Origin of the sequence: Alloalcanivorax profundimaris (assembly GCF_015265435.1) — a bacterium.
In the GTDB taxonomy this organism is placed as follows: domain Bacteria; phylum Pseudomonadota; class Gammaproteobacteria; order Pseudomonadales; family Alcanivoracaceae; genus Alloalcanivorax; species Alloalcanivorax profundimaris.
Window position 1 is genome coordinate 204,737 of sequence record NZ_JABJWH010000020.1, and the last position, 20,768, is coordinate 225,504.

At 66.9% G+C, this 20,768-nt stretch carries 23 protein-coding genes; 11 read left to right on the forward strand and 12 right to left on the reverse strand.

The window, feature by feature from the left end; genetic code table 11:
* Window positions 1-5 precede the first annotated feature (5 nt).
* The 4 genes from HMJ39_RS11320 to HMJ39_RS11335 all read left to right on the forward strand — a co-directional run bounded on the left by HMJ39_RS11320 (window position 6) and on the right by HMJ39_RS11335 (window position 2,225).
* The gene (locus HMJ39_RS11320; RefSeq protein WP_194297386.1) at window positions 6-518 is read left to right on the forward strand and encodes an aromatic-ring-hydroxylating dioxygenase subunit beta; all 513 of its coding nucleotides are present in this window, start codon (window positions 6-8) and stop codon (window positions 516-518) included.
* 59 nt (window positions 519-577) lie between these two features.
* Entirely contained in the window at window positions 578-1,480 is a 903-nt protein-coding gene (locus tag HMJ39_RS11325) for a DMT family transporter (protein ID WP_194297387.1), read from the forward strand.
* 113 nt (window positions 1,481-1,593) lie between these two features.
* Complete coding sequence (locus HMJ39_RS11330) at window positions 1,594-2,016, forward strand: PH domain-containing protein (RefSeq protein WP_194297388.1); 423 nt, start codon at window positions 1,594-1,596, stop codon at window positions 2,014-2,016.
* Window positions 2,017-2,024: 8 nt separating this feature from the next.
* Window positions 2,025-2,225 (forward strand): hypothetical protein, encoded by a 201-nt coding sequence (locus HMJ39_RS11335; RefSeq protein WP_194297389.1) that lies wholly within the window; start codon window positions 2,025-2,027, stop codon window positions 2,223-2,225.
* On the opposite strand, the gene HMJ39_RS11340 is transcribed toward HMJ39_RS11335, so the two are convergent.
* Window positions 2,222-2,914 carry an FMN-dependent NADH-azoreductase gene (locus HMJ39_RS11340; protein ID WP_194297390.1) on the reverse strand — a complete coding sequence of 231 codons (693 nt, stop codon included), beginning with the start codon at window positions 2,912-2,914 and terminating at the stop codon, window positions 2,222-2,224. The genes HMJ39_RS11335 and HMJ39_RS11340 overlap by 4 nt on opposite strands.
* Before the next feature lie 160 nt (window positions 2,915-3,074).
* On the opposite strand from HMJ39_RS11340, the gene HMJ39_RS11345 reads away from it, so the two are divergent.
* Window positions 3,075-3,959: a LysR substrate-binding domain-containing protein gene (locus HMJ39_RS11345; RefSeq protein WP_194297391.1), complete on the forward strand. Its 885-nt coding sequence runs from the start codon at window positions 3,075-3,077 to the stop codon at window positions 3,957-3,959.
* A 13-nt stretch (window positions 3,960-3,972) separates the two neighbouring features.
* Here the strand turns inward: HMJ39_RS11345 and HMJ39_RS11350 are convergent, their stop codons facing one another.
* From HMJ39_RS11350 to paaG, 6 genes are all read right to left on the reverse strand, one after another.
* A complete protein-coding gene (locus HMJ39_RS11350) occupies window positions 3,973-4,299 on the reverse strand; it encodes a YnfA family protein (RefSeq protein ID WP_256244650.1) in 327 nt (108 codons plus the stop codon).
* Window positions 4,296-4,490, reverse strand: a complete 195-nt coding sequence (locus HMJ39_RS11355; protein WP_194297392.1) for an addiction module protein — start codon at window positions 4,488-4,490, stop codon at window positions 4,296-4,298. The genes HMJ39_RS11350 and HMJ39_RS11355 overlap by 4 nt, the downstream gene beginning before the upstream one ends.
* A 360-nt stretch (window positions 4,491-4,850) precedes the next feature.
* Window positions 4,851-6,158 carry a phenylacetate--CoA ligase PaaK gene (gene paaK, locus HMJ39_RS11360; RefSeq protein WP_228462299.1) on the reverse strand — a complete coding sequence of 436 codons (1,308 nt, stop codon included), beginning with the start codon at window positions 6,156-6,158 and terminating at the stop codon, window positions 4,851-4,853.
* A 61-nt stretch (window positions 6,159-6,219) separates the two neighbouring features.
* On the reverse strand, window positions 6,220-7,428 hold the full coding sequence (gene pcaF, locus HMJ39_RS11365; protein ID WP_194297394.1) for a 3-oxoadipyl-CoA thiolase: 1,209 nt from the start codon (window positions 7,426-7,428) through the stop codon (window positions 6,220-6,222).
* A complete protein-coding gene (paaI, locus tag HMJ39_RS11370; RefSeq protein ID WP_194297395.1) occupies window positions 7,425-7,886 on the reverse strand; it encodes a hydroxyphenylacetyl-CoA thioesterase PaaI in 462 nt (153 codons plus the stop codon). The genes pcaF and paaI overlap by 4 nt, the downstream gene beginning before the upstream one ends.
* Before the next feature lie 68 nt (window positions 7,887-7,954).
* Window positions 7,955-8,755, reverse strand: coding sequence for a 2-(1,2-epoxy-1,2-dihydrophenyl)acetyl-CoA isomerase PaaG (gene paaG / locus HMJ39_RS11375; protein ID WP_194297396.1), 801 nt, complete (start codon window positions 8,753-8,755; stop codon window positions 7,955-7,957).
* 320 nt (window positions 8,756-9,075) lie between these two features.
* On the opposite strand from paaG, the gene HMJ39_RS11380 reads away from it, so the two are divergent.
* Window positions 9,076-9,678 carry a phenylacetic acid degradation protein PaaY gene (locus HMJ39_RS11380; protein WP_194297397.1) on the forward strand — a complete coding sequence of 201 codons (603 nt, stop codon included), beginning with the start codon at window positions 9,076-9,078 and terminating at the stop codon, window positions 9,676-9,678.
* On the opposite strand, the gene paaX is transcribed toward HMJ39_RS11380, so the two are convergent.
* The gene (gene paaX / locus HMJ39_RS11385) at window positions 9,675-10,601 is read right to left on the reverse strand and encodes a phenylacetic acid degradation operon negative regulatory protein PaaX (protein WP_228462300.1); all 927 of its coding nucleotides are present in this window, start codon (window positions 10,599-10,601) and stop codon (window positions 9,675-9,677) included. The genes HMJ39_RS11380 and paaX overlap by 4 nt on opposite strands.
* A 255-nt stretch (window positions 10,602-10,856) precedes the next feature.
* Between paaX and HMJ39_RS11390 the strand changes: the two genes are divergently transcribed.
* From HMJ39_RS11390 to HMJ39_RS11410, 5 genes are all read left to right on the forward strand, one after another.
* Window positions 10,857-12,014 carry an ABC transporter substrate-binding protein gene (locus tag HMJ39_RS11390; protein WP_194297399.1) on the forward strand — a complete coding sequence of 386 codons (1,158 nt, stop codon included), beginning with the start codon at window positions 10,857-10,859 and terminating at the stop codon, window positions 12,012-12,014.
* 149 nt (window positions 12,015-12,163) lie between these two features.
* Window positions 12,164-13,039, forward strand: coding sequence for a branched-chain amino acid ABC transporter permease (locus HMJ39_RS11395; protein ID WP_161384917.1), 876 nt, complete (start codon window positions 12,164-12,166; stop codon window positions 13,037-13,039).
* On the forward strand, window positions 13,039-14,049 hold the full coding sequence (locus HMJ39_RS11400; protein WP_194297400.1) for a branched-chain amino acid ABC transporter permease: 1,011 nt from the start codon (window positions 13,039-13,041) through the stop codon (window positions 14,047-14,049). The genes HMJ39_RS11395 and HMJ39_RS11400 overlap by 1 nt, the downstream gene beginning before the upstream one ends.
* Complete coding sequence (locus HMJ39_RS11405; RefSeq protein WP_194297401.1) at window positions 14,046-14,831, forward strand: ABC transporter ATP-binding protein; 786 nt, start codon at window positions 14,046-14,048, stop codon at window positions 14,829-14,831. Before HMJ39_RS11400 ends, HMJ39_RS11405 begins: the two co-directional genes overlap by 4 nt.
* Window positions 14,828-15,646: an ABC transporter ATP-binding protein gene (locus HMJ39_RS11410; RefSeq protein WP_194297402.1), complete on the forward strand. Its 819-nt coding sequence runs from the start codon at window positions 14,828-14,830 to the stop codon at window positions 15,644-15,646. Before HMJ39_RS11405 ends, HMJ39_RS11410 begins: the two co-directional genes overlap by 4 nt.
* Here HMJ39_RS11410 and HMJ39_RS11415 read toward each other — a convergent pair.
* From HMJ39_RS11415 to HMJ39_RS11430, 4 genes are all read right to left on the reverse strand, one after another.
* On the reverse strand, window positions 15,621-16,862 hold the full coding sequence (locus HMJ39_RS11415) for an MFS transporter (protein WP_194297403.1): 1,242 nt from the start codon (window positions 16,860-16,862) through the stop codon (window positions 15,621-15,623). The two genes, HMJ39_RS11410 and HMJ39_RS11415, sit on opposite strands and share 26 nt — an antisense overlap.
* Window positions 16,862-17,386, reverse strand: a complete 525-nt coding sequence (locus tag HMJ39_RS11420; RefSeq protein ID WP_194297404.1) for a TetR/AcrR family transcriptional regulator — start codon at window positions 17,384-17,386, stop codon at window positions 16,862-16,864. Before HMJ39_RS11420 ends, HMJ39_RS11415 begins: the two co-directional genes overlap by 1 nt.
* Before the next feature lie 32 nt (window positions 17,387-17,418).
* Entirely contained in the window at window positions 17,419-19,728 is a 2,310-nt protein-coding gene (locus tag HMJ39_RS11425; protein WP_194297405.1) for a hypothetical protein, read from the reverse strand.
* 108 nt (window positions 19,729-19,836) lie between these two features.
* Window positions 19,837-20,736, reverse strand: a complete 900-nt coding sequence (locus HMJ39_RS11430; protein WP_194297406.1) for a LysR family transcriptional regulator — start codon at window positions 20,734-20,736, stop codon at window positions 19,837-19,839.
* Window positions 20,737-20,768: the final 32 nt, after the last annotated feature.

Sequence of the window (20,768 nt, forward strand, 5' to 3'; positions counted from 1 at the left end):
CTTTCATGGAAGCCATCAAAAAGAACCAAGCCGCTCCCGGGCTCGGCCAGGCGCAACTGGTCCACGCCATCGAGCGCTTCAATACCGACTACTGCCGCGCCCTGGACGAAGGCCGCCTGCACGACTGGGTGGAATTCTTCACCGAGGACGCCTACTACGTGGTGTCCGGCCGGGAGAACCACACCGCCAATCTGCCGGTGGGCCTGGTCTATTGCGAAGGCAAGGGCATGCTCAAGGACCGCGCCCTGGCGATCCTGGAGACCTCCATGTTCGCGCCGCGCTACCTGCGCCACTTCGTCACCAACACCTACGCCGAGCCCCAGGACGACGGCACCATCGTCGCCGGCGCCAACTATATGCTCACCCAGGTACTGATGGACCAGCCCACCGCCACCCTGCACCAGGTGGGCTGCTACCTGGACCGCTTCGTGTTCGAAAACGGCGAACTGAAGCTCCAGGAACGGCGGGCCATCTACGACAACCTTTTGCTGAACAATGACCTGGTGTATCCCGTGTAACCCTCTTGGCGCGCCCCGGTGGCGCGCCTTTTTTATTCTCTAACGCCATGGAGAGGGTCATGTCCAACCTGACCGGCACCGGCAAGGCCGGACTGGCCGCCTTCGGCTGCCTGCTTTTGGTGGGCACTTTCCTCGGCCTGTCTCCGATCCTGGCCAAGCTGGCGGATCAGGCCGGCGCGCCCCGGCTCACCTTTCTGATGGTGGGCATCGGCGGCGCCGGCCTGATCCTGATCGGCCTCACCGCCCTGGCCCGCCAGCCCATGCCGATCAACCGGCGCACTCTGGAATACGGCCTGGTCTCCGGCTTTCTGCTGGCGGCGCCCACCGCCCTGGGCTTTCTGGCGGTGCGCCATGTGGGCGCCGGCTACCTGTCCATGAGCTTCGCCTTCCCGGTGCTGTTTACCTGGATCATCGCCACCGTGATGCGGCTGGAAAAGGTGCGGCTGCTGCGGCTCACCGGCGTCGCCCTGGGGCTCGCCGGGGGGCTGCTGCTGGCCGCCGCCAAGGCCGGCAACGCCAGCGCGTCGCCGGGCTGGGCGCTGCTGGTGCTGGCCATGCCGATGATGCTGGCCGCCGGCAATGTGTACCGCTCGCTGCGCTGGCCGGCCAATACCTCGCCCCTGTTTCTCGCCGGCCTGATGGAAATCGGCGCCGCTCTGATGCTGATGCCCTGTGCGCTGCTGCTGGAACCCGGCCGCGGTGGCGAGCTGCTGGCCACCCGCGACACCGTGCAGTTGCTGTGGATCGAAGTGGGCGTGTTCGCGGTGCTGTATTCGTTCTATTTCGTGCTGCAGAAAATGGCCGGCCCGGTGTACCTGAGCCAGATCGGTACCGTGGCCGCCCTGGTCGGCACCCTGATCGCCATTCTCGCCCTGGGCGAAGCGCCGCCGCCGTTCCTGGGGCTGGCGGTATTGCTGGTGGCCGGCGGCACCTTGCTGTTTCATCGCGGCGCGCGAAGCTGACCGGCGGGTTCCGACGTCAAATCCGGCAAAATTTCTGCGAAAAAAGCGAAACACCGGTCGAGTCCGGCGCCCGTCAATGGTACAAACCGGCTATCGAAGACAAAGAGATGGCCATGCGCGAAGAAAAAGACGTCTGGTACGGCACCCCCTCCCAGGTGGTCAACCTGGGCACCTTCATTGTGTGCGGGCTGCTGTTTTTTCTGGTGATTCCGCTGTTTATCGCCCTGTGGCGCTGGCTGGAGGTGAAGTACACCAAGTACGAACTCACCACCCAGCGGCTGCGCACCCGTTACGGGGTGCTCAACCGAAAGACCAACGAACTGGAACTGTACCGGGTCCGCGACTACCAGCTTGAAGAACCCTTCTTCCTGCGTCTGTTCTCGCTGGGCAACGTGATCCTGCGCACCTCTGATCGCACCAGCCCGGTGGTCACCATAAAAGCCATCGAGAACGGCGAGGAGCTGCGCGAGAAACTGCGCCAGTACGTGGAAGAGTGCCGCACCGCCAAAGGCGTGCGCGAGTTCGACGTGGAATAGGGATCGCCATGACCACCTTCGACATTATTCTGCTGATCGTCGGCCTGGCGCTGCTGATCCTGGGCGCGGTATCCGGCATCGCCCTGTTCGCCCGCGCCATCAAACTCTCCGACAAATTCGGCGACGAAACCAACATCGGCACCCTCTGGGGCCTGTTCTTTCTCGGCCTCGCCGCCGGCCTGCTGATGATCTGGATCGCCCTCCCCTAGGCGGCGGTGCAATCGTCGCGCGCCGATTGCAGACGGGCTACCAGGCGCTCCACCTCCACCAGGGCATCGCGGATGGAGCGCTGCAACCGTTCACCGCCTTCCTCCTGATACTCGATGGCCACTTCATGGATATTCTCGATGCCCATGAACGTCATCGCCGTGCGCACGCTGTCTTCCAGAAAATTCATGTGCGCCATGGGGCCGCCGGCGCCCTGCCCGTGGCCACCCCGGGACGCCAGGATCACCGCGTGGCGGGGACGATCCGCGAGCAACGGCACGAAGGGCTCCTCGGTGTTCTCCGCATCGAAACTCACGGTACGCTCCAGGCGCACGATCTGGTCGATCCAGGCCTTGAACGCCGCCGGATAACTGAAGTTATAGAGCGGCACGCCCAACACCAGCACATCCGCGGCGATCACCTCGTCCACCAGGGTATCGCTCTCCGCCAGGGCCGCCGCCATGCGCGCGGAACGGCGCTCCGTGGGCGTGAACGCGGCTTCGATCCAATCCACCGTCAACAACGACGGCGGCCGGGCGCCGAGATCCCGGCGCGTCACCGGGTCGTCGGGCCGGGCCACCTTCCACTGCTCGATGAAATGATGGCTGAGGCGGCGGCTCAGGGAGCCGTGCTCATGGGTACCGGCCCGCCCTGGGCGGGGGCTGGCGTCGAGATGCAGCAAACGGGTCATCGGTTCTCTCCTTGGTTCGGGCCTCGGTTCAGGTTCGTTTCTGGGTGAAACTGCCTCACCCATGCTTGACACCCGCACCATGAAACCCGACGCTCATTTCAGCGACAAACGACCTTTTCTTGCCGGAATGGCAAAACAGAATTCATCCATCAGGCCCGCCATGACCGCCCGCAAACTGCCCTCTCTCTCCGCCCTGCGCGCCTTCGAGGCAGCGGCCCGTCACCGCAGCGCCAAACGCGCCGCCGAGGAACTGTCGGTAACGCCCACCGCCATCAGCCACCAGATCCGCCAGTTGGAAGAACAACTCGGCCTGGCTCTGTTCATCCGCAAGCCCCGCCAACTGGAACTGACGGTGCAGGGCCGGGAACTGCTGGCCACCGCCAGCGACGCCTTCGACGCCCTGGCGGACACCGTGGCGCGCCTGCGCCCGGCGCCGGAACAACACACCGTCACCCTTTCCACCATCCCGGCGGTGGCGGCGCGCTGGCTGCTGCCGCGGGTCTGCGAACTGCGCGACGCCCACCCGGACCTGAACCTCAATCTGCAGATATCCCATCACCTGGTGCCCCTGGACGGCGTGGCCGCGGACCTGGCGATCCGCTACGGCGCCGGCCACTGGCCCGGCCTGCGAGCGGAGAAGCTGTTTGACAACACTTTCGTGCCCGCCTGCAGCCCGACCCTGGGCGTGCGCACCCATGAGGACCTGCCCCTCGCCACCTTGATCCACTACGAACCCCCCAACCACAAAGGCGCCCTGCTCAGCTGGCCGGCCTGGCAAAAGCTCGCCCGGGTGCCCGGCCTGGACATCAGCAAGGGACTGGTCTTTTCCGACGAAACCCACACCATCGCCGCCGCTCTGGGCGGCCAGGGCATCGCGCTGATGAGCCGCACCCTGATCGCCGAGGAACTGGCCGACGGCCGGCTGGTGGAACCCTTCGGCCCGGAACTGCCCGGCGAGCCCTTCCACCTGGTCTGCCCGCCGGAACGGCTCAAGGAACCGGCCATCCAGGCGGTGCGGGATTGGGTGCTGGGTCTGCACCGCTGAAGCAAAACACCCGTTATGCGGTTCTGGGCCCTAAGAGAATGACTCCTGCGCCAATCAAACAGATCCCGGCGCCCAGCAGGTCCCACCGATCCGGTGCCCGGTGCTCCACGACCCACAGCCAGAGCAGCGACATCACGATGTAGACGCCGCCATAGGCGGCATAGGCGCGGCCGGCGTAATCGGTGTCCACCAGGCTAAGCAGCCAGGCGAACAACACCAGACTCAGCAGCCCCGGCACCAGCCACAGCGGCGACTTCTCCAGCCGCCACCAGGCCCACACGGAGAAACAACCGGCGATCTCCGCCAGGGCGGCGGCGACATACAAGAAGGGCGTGATCACGAGTGCAAGGTCAATGTATACAGATCACCGTGCTCATAGGCATCAAGACGGGCTTCCGCCTCTTCCGCCCAAGGATCGTCCAGCGCCTGATCCGGCGAATCCAGACTCAGCAGCAACTGCTCAACGACGATGGCACGCTCCTCGGGAGGCAACGCCATCGCCTGATTGATAATGTCCTCGGTTGAACTCATCGCCATACACCGCGTTGCAAGACTTCTCATACAGAGTAGCCACGGACAGCGGCGCAGACCAGAGCGGAAGGCCATACCGCAAGCGTCACCGACATATAAAGAGCCGTAGACGAAATCCTGCTGTAGGAGCGGCTTCAGCCGCGATCATCCTCTGGGCTATCGCGGCTGAAGCCGCTCCTACAGTACAGCACCCCTTTCCCCGGCCAGAATGAACCCAGAACCGCGCCTGCGCTGGAAAACCCACCCTTTACCGAAGCCCGATAAAAGCAAAAGCCGCCTTTTGGGCGGCTTTCGGAGGGGCCGGCCAACGCCGGGGTGGCGGCGCGGCCGGTAGCGCGGTGAGCGCGCGTTGGGACGTAATTATTTGGGGCGGTTGTCGAAGACGTGTTTGGCTTTGCCTTCGGAGCGGGCCAGGGTGCCGGGGGCGGCCAGGTCCACTTTGGTGCTGATGCCGATGTGGGTTTTCACCCGGTGCTGCAGCTCCTTGATCACTTCCACGGTGAGGGTCTCGGCCTGGGGCGCGGCTTCCGGTTTCAGCTCCACGCGCACGGTGACGTGATCCAGGTTGCCTTCCTTTTCCACGTGGATCTCGTAGTGCGGGGCCAGGGCCTCGATCTTGAGGATCTGTTCTTCCACCTGGGTGGGGAACACGTTCACGCCACGGATGATCATCATGTCGTCGCTGCGGCCGGTGATCTTGTCGATGCGGCGCATGGGGCGGGCCTGGCCGGGCAGCAGCCGGGTCAGGTCGCGGGTGCGGTAGCGGATGATCGGCAGTGCTTCCTTGCTGAGCGAGGTGAACACCAGCTCGCCGTATTCGCCATCGGGCAGCACTTCGCCGGTTTCCGGGTTGATGATCTCCGGATAGAAGTGGTCTTCCCAGATGGTCGGGCCGTCCTTGGTTTCGATGCATTCCATGCCGACGCCCGGGCCCATCACTTCGGAGAGGCCGTAAATGTCCAGGGCGTGGATGCCCAGGCGCGCTTCCAGCTCCTCGCGCATGGTCTGGGTCCAGGGCTCGGCGCCGAAGATGCCTACCCGCAGGCTGGAGGCTTTCGGGTCCAGGCCCTGGCGCTCCATTTCGTCGGCGATGTTGAGCATGTAGGAGGGCGTGACCATGATGATGTCCGGCTTGAAATCGTTGATCAGCTGGACTTGTTTCTCGGTCTGGCCACCGGACATGGGGATCACGGTGCAGCCCAGGCGCTCGGCGCCGTAGTGGGCACCAAGACCGCCGGTGAACAGGCCGTAGCCGTAGGCCACGTGCACCTTGTCACCGGCATGGCCGCCGCCGGCGCGGATCGAGCGCGCCATCACGTCGGACCAGACATCGATGTCGTTCTGGGTGTAGGCCACCACGGTGGGCTTGCCGGTGGTGCCGCTGGAGGCGTGCACGCGCACCACCTCGCGCATGGGCACCGCCACCATGCCGAACGGGTAGTTGTCGCGCAGGTCGTTCTTCACCGTGAACGGGAAGTGCCGCAGGTCGTCCAGGCTGCGCAGGTCGTAGGGGTGCACGCCGGCCTCATCGAAGCTCTTCCGGTAGAAGGGCACGTTGTTGTAGGCGTGGGTGAGGCTCCAGCGCATGCGGTCGAGCTGCAGTTCACGGAGCTGGGCGACGTCGCTCATCTCCACCGAGTCGAAACGGTTCTCAAGGTTGAATGGCATATCCATCTCCGCCTCTCTTTATTCTCTAATGGCAGGGCGCGCCGCGCCCGGCTGCGTTGCTTCAGATTCTTTCGATGACGACCGCGATGCCCTGGCCGACGCCGATGCACATAGTGCACAGCGCGTAGCGGCCCTGACGGCGCTCCAGTTCATGAAGGGCGGTGGTCACCAGGCGGGCGCCGCTCATGCCCAGGGGATGACCCAGGGCAATGGCGCCGCCATTGGGGTTCACGTGCTCGGCGTCGTCCGGCAGACCCAGCTCACGCAGGACCGCCAGGGATTGGGACGCGAACGCTTCGTTCAGCTCGATGACATCCATATCGGCCAGCTTCAAGCCGGTGGTAGCCAGCACTTTTTGCGTGGCCGGCGCCGGGCCGATGCCCATGATGCGCGGTTCCACCCCGGCTGTCGCCATGCCCAGAACCCGGGCGCGGGGTTTCAGGTTCCAGCGCCGGGCGGCGGCCTCGCTGCCCATCAGCAGGGCGCAGGCACCGTCGTTGACGCCGGAGGCATTGCCGGCGGTGACGCTACCGCCTTCGCGGCGGAACGGCGTGCCCAGCTTGGCCAGCGCTTCCAGGCTGGTCTGCGGGCGCGGGTGCTCGTCATCGCGCACGATCAACGGATCCTGCTTACGGCGAGGCACGCTCACCGGCACGATCTCGTCGGCGAAGGTGCCGTCCGCCAGAGCGCGGCCGGCTTTTTGCTGGCTGCGGAAGGCGAAGGCGTCCTGGTCCTCGCGGCTGACCTTGAACTGCTCGGCCACGTTCTCGGCGGTTTCCGGCATGGAATCAATGCCGTACTGATCCTTCATCCATTTGTTGACGAAGCGCCAGCCAATGGTGGTATCGAAAACGTCCGCCTGGCGGGAAAACGCCTGCTCCGCCTTACCCATCACGAACGGCGCCCGGGACATGGATTCCACGCCGCCGGCGATCATCAGGTTTCCTTCCTGGCAACGCAGGGCGCGGGCGGCGCTGCCCACCGCGTCCATGCCGGAGCCGCACAGGCGGTTCAGGGTGACACCGGGCACGTCCACCGGCAGGCCCGCCAGCAAGGCGCTCATGCGCGCCACGTTGCGGTTGTCCTCGCCAGCCTGGTTGGCGCAGCCGTAGAACACATCGTCCACGGTGCTCCAGTCCACGTCGGCGTGACGCTCCATCAAGGCCTTCATGGGAATGGCGCCCAGATCGTCGGCGCGGACCGGCGCAAGCGCGCCGCCGTAGCGACCCACCGGGGTGCGGATGGCGTCGAAAATCAGTGCGTCGCTCATGCGTCGCTCTCCTGTTCATGAATCACCGGGCCACGGATTTTGTAGGACTTGCCACGGAACAGGGCCACCAGCTCGCCGTCACCGTTGGTGACGCGCACGTCGTAGACGCCGGTGCGGCCCTTGCGGGTCTGCTCCCGGGCGTCGGCGGTGAGGGTGTCGCCCAGCTTGCCCGGCGCCACGTACTCGATGGAGCAACCGGACGCCACGGTGGCTTCGTTGTAGGAATTACAGGCAAAGGCGAAGGCCGAATCCGCCAGGGTGAAGATATAGCCACCGTGGCAGGAGTCGTGCCCCTGGATCATGGTCTCGGTGATCGGCATGGTGAGCACGGCGCGGCCCGGCGCCACGCTCTCGACCCGCATGTTCAGGGCCTGGCTGGCGCGGTCACGGGCGTACATGGCGTCGGCGCATTGCCGTGCCAGGGCGCCGGCATCCACCGTGGCGGAGGATTCGGGCATGGTACTGCTCTCCCTGGGGACCCCGGCGCCAGAACCGCCAAGGCCCCTCTGCGTATGTATTTATTGAATTATTGACCCGAAAATTTCGGGCTGCGTTTTTCCATGAAGGCGGCGACGCCTTCGCGGTAATCGGCGGTGCGGCCGGCCTGACGTTGCAGGTCGCGCTCCAGGTCGAGCTGGGTGTCCAGGTCGTTGGTGCCGCTTTCGTTGAGCGCCTGCTTGATCAGCGCCAGCCCGCGGGTGGGCTGGGTGGCCAGATGGGCGGCCAGGCTGGCGGCCTCGTCGCGCAGGGCCTCGTCGTCCGCCACCTTCCAGATCAGGCCCCAGGCTTCCGCCTGCTCGGCGCCGAGCTTGTCGCCCAGCATGGCCAGACCCTTGGCGCGGGCCAGGCCCACCTGGCGGGGCAGTTGCCAGGTGCCGCCGGAATCCGGCACCAGACCGATCTTGGCGAACGCCTGGGTAAAGCTGGCGGAACGCGCCGCCAGCACGATGTCGCAGGCCAGGGCGATGTTGGCGCCGGCGCCGGCGGCCACGCCGTTGACCGCGCACACCACCGGCACCGGCAGGGCGGTAAGGGTGCGGATCAGCGGGTTGTAATACGTCTCGATGGAGTAACCCAGGTCCGGCATCTCATCGCCCGGGGCCACGTTGCGGTCGGACAGATCCTGGCCGGCGCAAAAACCACGGCCGTTGCCGGTGAGCAGCAGAGCCCGGCAATCGCCGGATTCCACCGCGCCCCGCACTTCGGTGAGCGCCTGGCGCACCTCCTGGTGCATGGCTTCATTGAAGCTGTTGAGGCGGTCCGGACGGTTCAGGGCCAGAGTGGCCACGCCGTCGCGGAGCGAGAATTCGATGGTGTCGTAGGCCATGGTACGCCTCTGTGCTGGCAGTGACTGGCTGACGAAAATGCGGCCGCCCACGGCGAGCCGCGACCTGATAACGAGCATAGCCCAAACATGACACCAGTCAATACATAATTATCTAATTCATGTATCGCATTTAGAGATGGCCGGAATCTCTTTCTTGCTCTACTACCGTATTTTTTCTTTTTTATCATAAACTTACCGGAAGCATCACCGGGCGGCGCCTAGTGTTACAAAATCGTCCGTTTGATCGCTCTTTAGAGGTCATGTAGCTTAATCGGCCACCCCGTCACGGCCTCCGGGCCCGCTTTCTTGGAGATTCCGCCATGCCCTGTTACCAGCTTGAAGGCATCACGCCGGTGATTCACCCGGACGCCTATGTGGACCCCACCGCCGTGCTGATCGGCGACGTGATCGTGGGCCCGGATTGCTACGTGGGCCCCTGCGCCAGCCTGCGCGGCGACTTCGGCCGGCTGATCCTGGAGCGCGGCGCCAACCTTCAGGACACCTGCGTGATGCACGGCTTCCCGGGCACCGACACCATCGTCGAACAGGACGGCCACATCGGCCACGGCGCGGTGCTGCACGGCTGCCGCATCGGCCGCAACGCCATGGTGGGCATGAACGCGGTGATCCTGGATTACGCGGAGATCGGCGAATCCTCCATTGTCGCCGCCGGCGCCCTGGTCAAGGGCCGCTTCAGCTGCCCGCCGCGTTCCATGGTGATCGGCACCCCGGCGGTGGTGAAGCGCGAGCTCAGCGAGGAAGAGGTGCGCTGGAAATACGAAGGGACCCTGGAATACCAGGAGCTGGCGCGCCGCTACCAGCGGGCCATGAAACCCTGCGACCCGCTCACCGAGATGGAAGCGGACCGCCCGCGCATGCAAACCAACAAGATCGCCCCGAAGGGGGAGGAAGCGGCGGGCTAGTCGAGCCCACCGAAGCGCTGGTAGAAGCCGTCGCCGGCCTCCGGCAGCGGGCCCTGGGCGGTTTCCGCGTGCTGACTGATCCAGGTTTCCGCGCCCTGGCCGGTGAGCCGGTAGAGGTTGCGGGCCAGCTGCCGGGCGGCGCGGCCCTCCCAATCGGCGGGCAACAACTCGTCGGGTAACAGCGGATCGCGCAGCAGCAGTTTCCGGTATTCGTGGATCAGCAGGGTGCGCGCCAGGAAGCATTCCCTGGGCGGCAGACTCTTCTCCTTGCGCATCTGGTTCCACAGCGGGCGGAACTGATTCAGAAACTCGCCATAGCCCTCGGCGAGCTGATCCAGATTCCAGGCCTCGCGCACCAGGCGGCGCAGGGGCCGGGTGGCGAATTGATCCACGGTATCGGTCTGGAACAGAATGACGTCGTCCAGGGCGCCCAGCTCCTGGAGGGAGGCGTTCAGCTCGGCGCGGTCCACGCCCGGGTGCGCCAGCACCGTGGGCGCGAAAGCGCCAAATCCCATCCACTCCAGCTCCTGGCGCACGTCCCGGCGGCGGTCGGCGTCCAACTGGTTGAGGATCACCAGGGTCCAGGCGCCGTCCCAGGCGGGCTGGCCACCGGAGTAAACGCGCTTGAAGGCTTTTTCGAAGCGGCGCCGCCCGGCGCCGGTGAGGCCGTAGTAGCTGCGCCGGCCCACCTTCTCGGCGATCAGCCAGCCTTCGCGGGTGAGGCGGAACACGGAGGTGCGCACCAGGCGCTGGTTGACGCCCATGGGCGCCAGCAGCTCGATCAGGCTGCCCAGCCAGACGGTGCCGCCCCGGGGCACGATGGCATCCCCGAACACGGTGATGATCAGTGAGCCGGTGCGCAGCGGGCGGCGCTGTTGAAAGCGTTTGATCAGCGTTTCCAGATGATCGGACTGCAGGTCCAAAACCCTACCCCCATTGCCGGAACGGTCCCTCGAAAAGATTCGACATACTACCAAACGGCCCATCTGTATGACACAAACAACACACGAATTCCACGCTAAAACGGGGACTTGCCGGCATAGGTCCACTTTTATGACACATTAAACGCCGTATTGACTTGTATGCCGTATCGCTTTATACCTGTACCTATCGACGGGCCCGATGGGACAACAGAGGCCCGCATAAGAACAACTGGCATACGCTCAAAAGGTGCGATAATGAAAAGAACGCTGAAACAGCTGGCCGCTGGCGCGGTCACCGCCCTCGGTCTGACCCTGGCCACCGTGCCCGCCCAGGCCGCGGACACCATCCGAATCGGCTCCTTCCTTTCTGTTACCGGACCGGCGTCCTTCCTCGGCGATCCGGAATTGAAAACCCTGGAACTGTACATCGACAAGATCAACGAACGTGGCGGCGTGCTCGGCAAACAGCTCGAGCTGGTCCACTATGACGACGCCGGCGACGCCTCCAAGGCGCGCACCTTCGCCAACCGCCTGCTGCGCCAGGACCGCGTCGATCTGATCGTCGGCGGCTCCACCACCGGCGCCACCATGGCGGCGGTGCCGCTGATCCAGCAGGCCGGCGTGCCGTTCATCTCCCTGGCCGGCGCCGAAACCATCACCACCCCGGTGAAGAAGTGGGTGTTCAAGACGCCACAGTCCGACCGTCAGGCGGCCCGCCGGATTCTGATGGACATGAAGGAACGCGGCTTCACCAAGATCGGCCTGATCTCCGGCACCGGCGGCTTCGGTGCTTCCGGCCGCAACGTCACCAAGGAAGAGGCCGGCAACTTCGGCATCGAGATCGTCGCCGACGAGACCTACAACCCGAAGGACACCGACACCACCGCCCAGCTCACCCGCATCCGCAACACCGACGGCGTGCAGGCGATCCTCAACTTCGACTTCGGTCAGGGCCCGGCGATCGTGACCCGCAACTACGCGCAACTGGGCATCGAGATCCCCTTCTATCAGTCCCACGGCGTGGCCTCCGACAGCTTCCTGGAACTGGCCGGCGACGCCGCCGAAGGCCTGCGCCTGCCCGCTTCCGCGCTGCTGGTGGCGGACAAGCTGCCGGAATCCGATCCCCAGTACGAAGTGCTGAACCGCTACAAGAGCGACTACGAAAGCCGCTATAACGAATCGGTTTCCACCTTCGGCGCCTACGCCTACGACGGCCTGCAACTGGCGGTCCAGGCCATCAACATGGCCGGCGGCACCGACAAGGCCAAGGTGCGCGACGCGCTGGAAAGCATCGACGGCGCCGTGGGCGTCACCGGCACCTACCGGATGAGCGCCGAGGACCACATGGGCCTCGACGCGGAATCCTTCCGCATCCTTCAAGTGGAGGATGGCGACTGGGCGTTGACGGAATAATCCCAAGGCCGAATCGCGGCTGAAGCGGTGCGCCGCCCGGCCGCTCCTACCTCGTGCCACGCACGACCCTGTAGGAGCGACTTCAGTCGCGATCCCCCGCCCCAGCACCGCCCCGCCGCCCTCCTCCCACGACCATCCCGGGCAGAATCATGTTCAGCGAATTTTTCCAGTTCACCTTCTCGGGGATCACCCTGGGCGCCATCTATGCGCTGGTCGCCCTGGGGTTCACCCTGATCTACAACGCCAGCCATGTGATCAACTTCGCCCAGGGCGAATTCCTGATGATCGGCGGCATGGGCACCGTGGTCCTGATGGACGCCGGCGTGCCGATTTATTTCGCCATTCCCCTGGCCATCGCCATGGCCGGGGTGGCCGGCATCCTGCTGCACCGCCTAGCCATCGCGCCGGCCAAGAACGCCGACGTGGTGACGCTGATTATCATCACCATCGGCGCCTCCATCTTCCTGCGCGGGCTGGCGCAGGTGTTCTGGGGCAAGGAGTACCACGCCCTGCCGAATTTCAGCGCCACCGAGTCGATCAGCCTGGGCGGCGCGACCCTGCTCACCCAGAGCCTGTGGATTCTGGGCATCGCCGCGGTGCTGGTCACCGCCCTGGGGCTGTTCTTCACCCGCACCGCCCTGGGCAAGGCGCTGCTGGCCACCTCCATGAACAAGGACGCGGCCAGCCTGATGGGCATCAAGACCAGCGCCATTCTGATGATGGCGTTCGGCATTTCCGCGGTGATCGGCGCCGCCGCCGGGGTGATCGTGGCGCCCATCACCCTGACCTCCTATGACATCGGCATCATGCTCGGCCTCAAGGGCTTCATCGCCGCCGCCATCGGTGGGCTGGGCAGCAGCACCGGCGCCATTCTCGGTGGTCTGTTGCTGGGCCTGGCCGAAGCCTACACCGCCGGCTACATCTCGTCGGATTACAAGGACGCGGTGCCGTTCGTGATCATTCTGGCGATCCTGTTTTTCCTGCCCAACGGCCTGCTGGGCAGCCGCGCCGTGGAGCGAGTGTAATGAGCGAAGCGATTCCGCACCGTCCGTCCCGGGTCCGGGCGCCCGCCAAATGGCCGGGCCTGCTGGCCCTGGCCGTGGTGTTGCTGGCGTTGCCGCTGTTCGCCGGCAACGACTACCACTACGACCTGATGATCAAGATCGCCCTGACCGCCGCCGTGGCGGTGGGCCTCAACCTGCTGGTGGGCTACGCTGGCCAGATCAGTCTCGGCCACGCGGCTTTCTATGCCGCCGGCGCCTACGGCAGCGCCCTGCTGGTGCAGAACCACGGGATCACGCCGGTGCCGGCCATGCTGCTGGCCGCCGCCGGGGTGGCGGTGCTGGCCTGGCTGGTGGGCAAACCGATCCTGCACCTGAAGGGCCATTATCTGTCCATGGCCACCCTGGGCCTGGGCGTGATCGCCGCCATCGTGCTCAACAACGAGGATCAGCTCACCGGCGGCCCGGACGGCCTGCCGGTGGCGCCGCTGAGCCTGTTCGGTCATGAGCTGAGCGTGTTCGGCAGCTACGATCTGTTCGGCCTCACCGTCACCGGCACTCAGGTGTGGTACGGCATCGCCGCTGGCTTCCTGTTCCTGTCGGTGCTGTTCGCGCTGAACCTGATCGACTCGCCCCTGGGCCGCGCCCTGCGCGCCCTGCACGGCTCGGAAATCGCCGCCCAGGTGGCCGGCGTGGACACCGGCAAATTCAAGCTGCGGGTGTTCGTGATCTCCGCCGTCTACGCCAGCCTGGCGGGCAGCCTGTACGGCTACTACGGCGGTTTCATCACCCCCAACATCGCCTCGTTCACCCACTCCATCGAACTGATCACCATCGTCGTGCTGGGCGGCATGGCCTCCACCTACGGGGTGATCCTGGGCGCCGCCATCCTGCTGCTGATTCCGCAGTTCCTGACCGGCTTCCAGGAGCTGGAGATGGTGTTGTTCGGCGCCATTCTGATGGCGGTGATGATCTTCATGCCGCGCGGCCTGGTACCCACCCTGGCGCGCCGCTTCCAGAAGGAGGCCCCATGACCGCATTGCTTTCCGTGGACCAGCTGGGCAAGGAATTCGGCGGCGTGCACGCCGTGGAGGACCTGAGCTTCCAGGTGGAAAAAGGCCGCATCCATTCCATCATCGGCCCCAACGGCGCCGGCAAGACCACCCTGTTCAATCTGATCACCGGGCTCTACCAGCCCAGCAGCGGCGGCGTGCATCTCAACGGCCGCAGCCTGGCCGGCCACCAGCCCCATGAGCTGGCGCCGCTCGGCATGTGCCGCACCTTCCAGAACCTGCAAATCTGCATGAACATGACGGCGCTGGAAAACGTCATGCTGGGGCGCCACCGGCACCTCAAGCAGGGCACCTTTACGTCCCTGTTCAAGCTGCCCGCCCTGCGCCGGGCGGACCAGCAATGCCGGGAGGAATGCGCCGAGCTGATGGAATTCGTCGGTTGCGGCCAGTACATCCAGCACCACGCCTCGGCGATGCCCTACGGCGCGCTCAAGCGTCTGGAAATCGCCCGCGCGCTGGCGTCCTCCCCGGACATTCTGCTGCTCGACGAGCCCGCCGCCGGCCTCAACCGCAACGAGACCGATGCCCTGCGCGATGTGATCCGCCGGATCGCCGACAAGGGCATCACCGTGGTGCTGGTGGAACACGACATGAAGCTGGTGATGAGCATTTCCGACCAGGTGCTGGTGCTCTGCTACGGCCGCAAGCTGGCCGAGGGCACCCCGGACCAGATCCGCGCCAACCCGGATGTGATCGACGCCTACCTGGGCAACCGTCATTCCCGCGAGGAGGCCACCGCATGATCACCACCGTGACCGCCGACCCGCAGACCCAGCAACGGGCGCGCCCGACCGACGACCCGCGGCCCGCCGGCGAGCGCGCGGACAGCACCGACGCCGCCCGTGGCACACCGCTGCTGGATCTGAAGGGTATCCGCACCGGCTATGGCCGCATCGAGGCCCTGCACGGCCTGGACGTGGCCATTCACCCCGGCGAAACCGTGGCCCTGGTGGGCGCCAACGGCGCCGGCAAGTCCACCCTGCTCAAGGTGATCTCCGGCCTGCAGCCGCTCACCGGTGGCACCGTGACCTTCGATGGCGAGAACCTGAACCGGCGCAAGGCCGCCGACCGCGTCCACCGCGGCATCGTCCAGGTGCCGGAGGGCCGCCAGGTGTTCGCCGGTCTGTCCGTGGAGGACAACCTGATGCTGGGCGCCTTCAGTCGGCGCCGGGACAAGGGCGTGGCCGACGACCTGGAAGCCATGTACCGGCGCTTCCCGATCCTCAAGGAAAAGCGCCGCCTGCACGCCGGCAATCTGTCCGGCGGCCAGCAGCAGATGCTGGCCATGGGCCGCGCGCTGATGGCGAAACCGCGCCTGCTGTTGCTGGACGAACCGAGCATGGGCCTGGCGCCGCTGATCATCGAGGAGATCTTCGGCATCATCACCGAGCTGAAACGCGAGGGCATCACCATCTTCGTGGTCGAACAGAACGCCTCGGAAGCCCTGGCCATCGCCGACCGGGGTTATGTGCTGGAGACCGGCGACATCGTCGCCACCGGCAGCGGCGAAACCCTGCTCAACGACGACAGCGTCAAGGCCGCCTACCTGGGCGGCTGACCCGGCGGGCGACGGGCCCGCCCCGATTATCGAGCAGGCGCCGCGCGGACCACCGCCGCGGCGCTTTTTTTATGCCCCGGGACACGGGACGGCGAATCACCACCGAGCGGGCAAACAGAGCCAGGAACGCCAGACCCGCGAACACCAGAACGGCCAGATCGCCTGGGAAGCGCTCCAGGAGATAGCCAAAGGCGGGGGCCCCGGCGGCCTGGCCAATGGCGATGCTCAGAAAGCCCACCATAAGACCACTGGCGGGCCGGTCCGGCAGCGCGCTGACACCCCACACCAGATACACCCCGGTGAGGGTGATGTAGGCGGCGCCGAACAAGGCGCCGCCGAACAGTGCCAGTGCCGGCGTCGTGCCACCGATCCCCACCAGCACGGTCCCCAGGGCCAGCGCCCCGAGGAAGACCCCGTGCACGCGGTCGATCCCGAACCGGACCACCCAGCGTCCGGCGGCGGCGCCGACGATGCCGGCGATGCCAATGGCGACCCACAGACCGCCGGCTTCACCACCGTCCCAGCCAAGCCGCAGGGCAACCAGCTCGCTGCCGAAGGACCACAAAGCGGCACTGGAAGCGCCCATCAACCACGCCGCCACGATCAAACGCACCGGCAACCGATGGCGCAGCCCGGCCCCTTCCGTGGCCCGGGCTTCCGCGCGCGCCGGCCCGGGCACGGTGAACGCCACCACCACCGCCATGACGCAGGCGGTGGCGGCGAAGACCGCGAACGCCAGCCGCCACTGCGCGCCCGCCAGCAACGCCACCGGGCCGGACAGCATCACGCCGGCGCTGGTGCCCGCGTTGATCACGGTATTGGCGGGGTCACGGCGCGCCGGCGGCAGCGCGATGCTCACGGCGGCGGCCAGGGGCGGGGACGCCAGGCCGGTGCTGGATCCCGCCAGCATCACCGCCGGCGCCAACCAGAGCGCGGACGGCGCCAGGGCGATGCCGGTCATTCCCAAAGCCGCTACCAGCGCCGCCGCGATGGAGACGCTTCGGGCGCCAAAACGTTCCGTGAGGTGCGCTGACAAAACTATGGCGACGCAGTAGCCGAGAAACGAGCCGCCGGCGATCAGCCCGCCCACCGACGGCGACAAGGACAGGTCGGCGTTGATGCCGGGCAGGAACAACCCGAACGCGAAGCGGGCGAACCCGTAACACACCGCGATCAGGCCGAAACCGGCGGCCGCCAAGGAAAACCCCGCTCTCATCACGCCTCCGGATGGACCAGCGCCATGGCCGCGTCACGGGCTCGCGCCACGGCGTCCGCGCCGCGATATACCGCCGCCGCGGTAGCGCCCTCGTGCAGAATCATGACCTGCTCGGCCAGGGCCGGATCGGCCTTACCCCCGGTTTCCGCCGCCACGATCACCTGGATGCGTTCGAACAGGGCCTGCTTGTGAGCCCGCAGGGCGGCGGTGATCGCCGCCTGGTCACCACCGGTCTCACCATGAGCGCGCAGGAACAGACAGCCCCGGGCGCCTTCGGTGCAAATCCACTCCGCCAAGGCGTCGAACAACCCCTCCAGGCTGTCCACCTCCATGTGTTGCAGGAAGCGCCGGTCCCGCTCGGTGAGCACCGAGGCGATCAGAGCGGTCTTGCTGCCGGCGTGTTTATAGAGCGTGCGGCTCGACATGCCGGCACCCCGGGTTAGCCGGTCCATGCCGGTGGCGGTGAAGCCGTGGCGCTCGAACAGGCTTTCCGCGGCCTTGAGAAGTTTTGTCCTGGTATCCATGGATCGAGGGTAAAACGATCACTTTACCTTTTTCAACCCCCGCCAGCCGGACGCCAGGTTTTCTCCTCGGTGACCGGGCCGGGATGCCAGTGCTGAACGGTGGCCGGGACGCCGGCGATGCGCAGGTAGCGGCCATCCACCAGGAAGTCGCCGAGGCGGCCGGTGCTCAGGTGCCGCTCCCAGTAGTGGTCATAGCGGGGCGGCAGCACGCTCAGGGCCACGCCGTCCTCGTCGAGGAAGCGGTAGCGTCCCAGGAACACGGGCATGGGGGTGGCCGGGTCCGGGGCGTCGCCGGTGAGCGCTTGCACGTCCACCCGCCAGGGGCGTTCGCCAAGCCGGTGGTCCGCGTCCCGCCATTCCCCCTGGCGGCAGTGCACGCCGAAGGTCACCGCGCCGTTTTCATTGGCCGGGCCGCCGTCGGCGGACAGCAGCCGCCATACCAGCAGCGCCGGCAGTTGCCGGTCGGCGCCGGGGCGGGTGGGCCGGTTGTGTTCGATCACCCGCCAGCGGGGCGCCTGGCCCTCGCCGTCCACCTCGGCGGAGAGCTCGCAGCGGCCGCTTTGTTCACGGCTCAGGCGCAGCACCGGCGCGCCGGAGTCCAGGGCGCGGGGCGCCAGGTCGGCATCGTCCTTGATCAGCGGCGCTTCCTTTTCCCGGGCGAACTCATCGTCGGCGATCAAGGGGATGCGCACGCCCGGGGGCACGCCCAGGGCGTTATAGTGGTCCGCCTTGCCGAGAAAACGCAGGTCCTTCTCGAAAGCCGGCGCATCGGCGAAGGCCATCACCTTGATGTGCAGGGTGTCGAGCCCTTCGGCCAGGCGCAGGCGCTGGAGGCGGGCGCCGCCATTGCCGAGCAGGGTCTGGAACAAATGGGCCTCGCCGGGGCGCCGCCATTCCGGACCGCTGGTGTCCGGCTCCGCGGGCATGGCCTTGGCGTCCTCGCCAATCACAAGCTGGCTGAGATAACGGCCAGGGCCGCTGATCAACAACTCGGCGCGCCGCCCCTCAAGGACGCGCAGGCGGGCGCGGATGCCGTCGCCGGTTTCCGCCTCGCTAACCTCCCCTGGCGCCGGCACCGGCAGGGCCAGTTCCCGGACCGGCCCGGGCGGATAATATCGGGCGGTGGCGCGGGCGGCCCGCACCCGTTCCACCCGCTCGCCAACACCGTCCAGGCCCAGGGGCAGCAGGCGCACCTTGGTTTCCAGGTTGCCTTTCAGGGTCGCCACGGCGGTGTTCGGCAGGGCGCCGCCAAACGTCAGATCCAGGGGCGCGCCGTCGGCCCCCAGGGCCACCGGGTCCTGGAACACCAGCCGGCCGAACCGGTCGCGGACGTCCCGCCAGAGAGGGTGGTCGTAGAACAGTTCCACGCCCCAGGCGCTTTGCGCCTTGAAGGCGCCGATGGGCGAGGCGAACACCTCCGCCTCGGTGAGCGGCGCGCCCTGCCCGGCTTCGGCCCGGGCCACCAGATCGTCGGTGCGGCCCGCCACCGTGGCGGCGGCCAGGTATGGGGTCGGCGGCATCCGGTCCCAGGGCGCGTTGCCACGGGTCTCGCCATATTGCCAATGCAGGGCGCCGGCCTCCCAGTCCTCGGGGACCAGCGCCAGCAGTTGGCGCACCGGTTCCTCACGCCCCATGGAATCCCGGCTTTCATAGACCACGGCCAGGCGCTCCACCCAGCCGCTGTCACGCTCCACCACCAGGACGCCGGACAGGTGCTCGCCGTCCCGGCCTTCGCGCAGGGTGGCGAACACCCGGTCGTCGGTGACCGCCACCACCCGGGCACGCAGGGGCGGCAGCCCCACCACCCGGTCCAGGCGCCGCTCGGCGCCGGGCTCCGCCGGCAGGCCGGCGATCAGCCCCGGCGCCGGAAACTGGCGCGGCAGCAGGCGGCCCAAATCGTCGTCGTCCTCGGCCAGGGTGTTGAGCGCCTCGGCGTCCTGGGCCCGCGCCCAGGCCGGCGCCTCGCCGCCGTCTTCTCCAGCGCCATCGCCCAGGCGGAAGCCACCGCGCAGCACGGCGGCCAGGGCCGGCGCCCGGTCACCGGTCCAGGCGCTGCAATAGTTGCCGCTTTTTCGCTGGCCGCTGACGCACAGGTTGAGCGGCGTCAGGCGCAGGTCGCCGTCGTCGCCAACCCGGTAGCGGACCAGACCCTCGGTATCGATCACCACGTCCTTGGGGGTGGTGCCGCTGGGCATCTGGAACTCGGCGCGGGTATAGAGCCGGTAGGCGCGCTGGTCGCCGGGCTCGGGCTCGAAGGTGACGGTGTCCTGGAGCAGCTGGCAGCCACCCAGGGCGAACAGGGCGGCACACAGGGAGAGCAGGGGCAAAACGAGGCGGATCATGGAGCTCCTTGAGAAAGGACGGGCGTGAGGATGTCGGCGCCGCCGTACCCTACCTGCTCGGCGATAAAAATGCAGGAACGCGTTCGCGCCGCGCCCGTCCCCGCCCGCTCAGACCGTGGTGAGGGCCTGCAGGAAGGCATCGGCCACCGGCGTCAGATGGCGGGCGCGGGGATGCACCACGCACCAGGAACGCTTCAGCGGCAACCCGTCCACGTCCAGGGTCACCAGACGCCCAGCCGCCAGCTCCTCCCGACAGGCGTCCCGGGGCAGCACCGCCAGCCCCAGGCCGGCGATCACCCCGGCCTTGATCGCCTCCTGGGAGCCCAGTTGCTGCCGGCGGCCGGGGCGCAGCCCACGGCTCTGGCACAGCTCCTCGAACACCAGCCGGGTGCCGGAGCCGGGCTCCCGGCTGAGCAGGGGGAACTCCAGGAAGCGGGTCAGCGGCACCGCCTCCATGTCTTGCAGCGGGTGCCCCGGGGCGGCCACCGCCACCAGATCGTTCTGGCGGAAGGGCACGAAACGCAGCCGCCGGTCGTCCGGCACCTGGCCCATGATGGTCAGGTCGTAGCGGTCCTCGCGCAGGCTTTTCAGCGCCTCGCCGTGGTTGAGCACGCGCATTTGCACCTCCACTTCCGGATGGCGCCGGCAGAAGGCCGCCAGCCGCTCGGGCATGAAGTACTGGGCGCTGCTTTCCACCGCCAGGGTCAGGGTGCCCTGCATCACCCCGCGCAGTTCCGCCAGCTCCATTTCCACCCGCACCAGACGCCGCATCAGGTCCTGGCCGGCGCGGCGCATGGCCCGCCCGGCCGGGGTCAGCGACAAGCGCTTGCCCACGTAATCGAACAGCGGTTCGCCGATCAGCTCCTCCAGATTGCGCACCTGGGCGCTCACCGCCGGCTGGGTGAGCGCCAGTTCCTCGGCGGCCCGGGAGTAGCTTTCCTGCTGACAGACGGTGAGGAAGATGCGCACTTGGCGGAGGGTTAGACGGCTTAGATAGGCGGTACTCATTGCTCTCCATGGCGAGCGAGCGCTCACACATA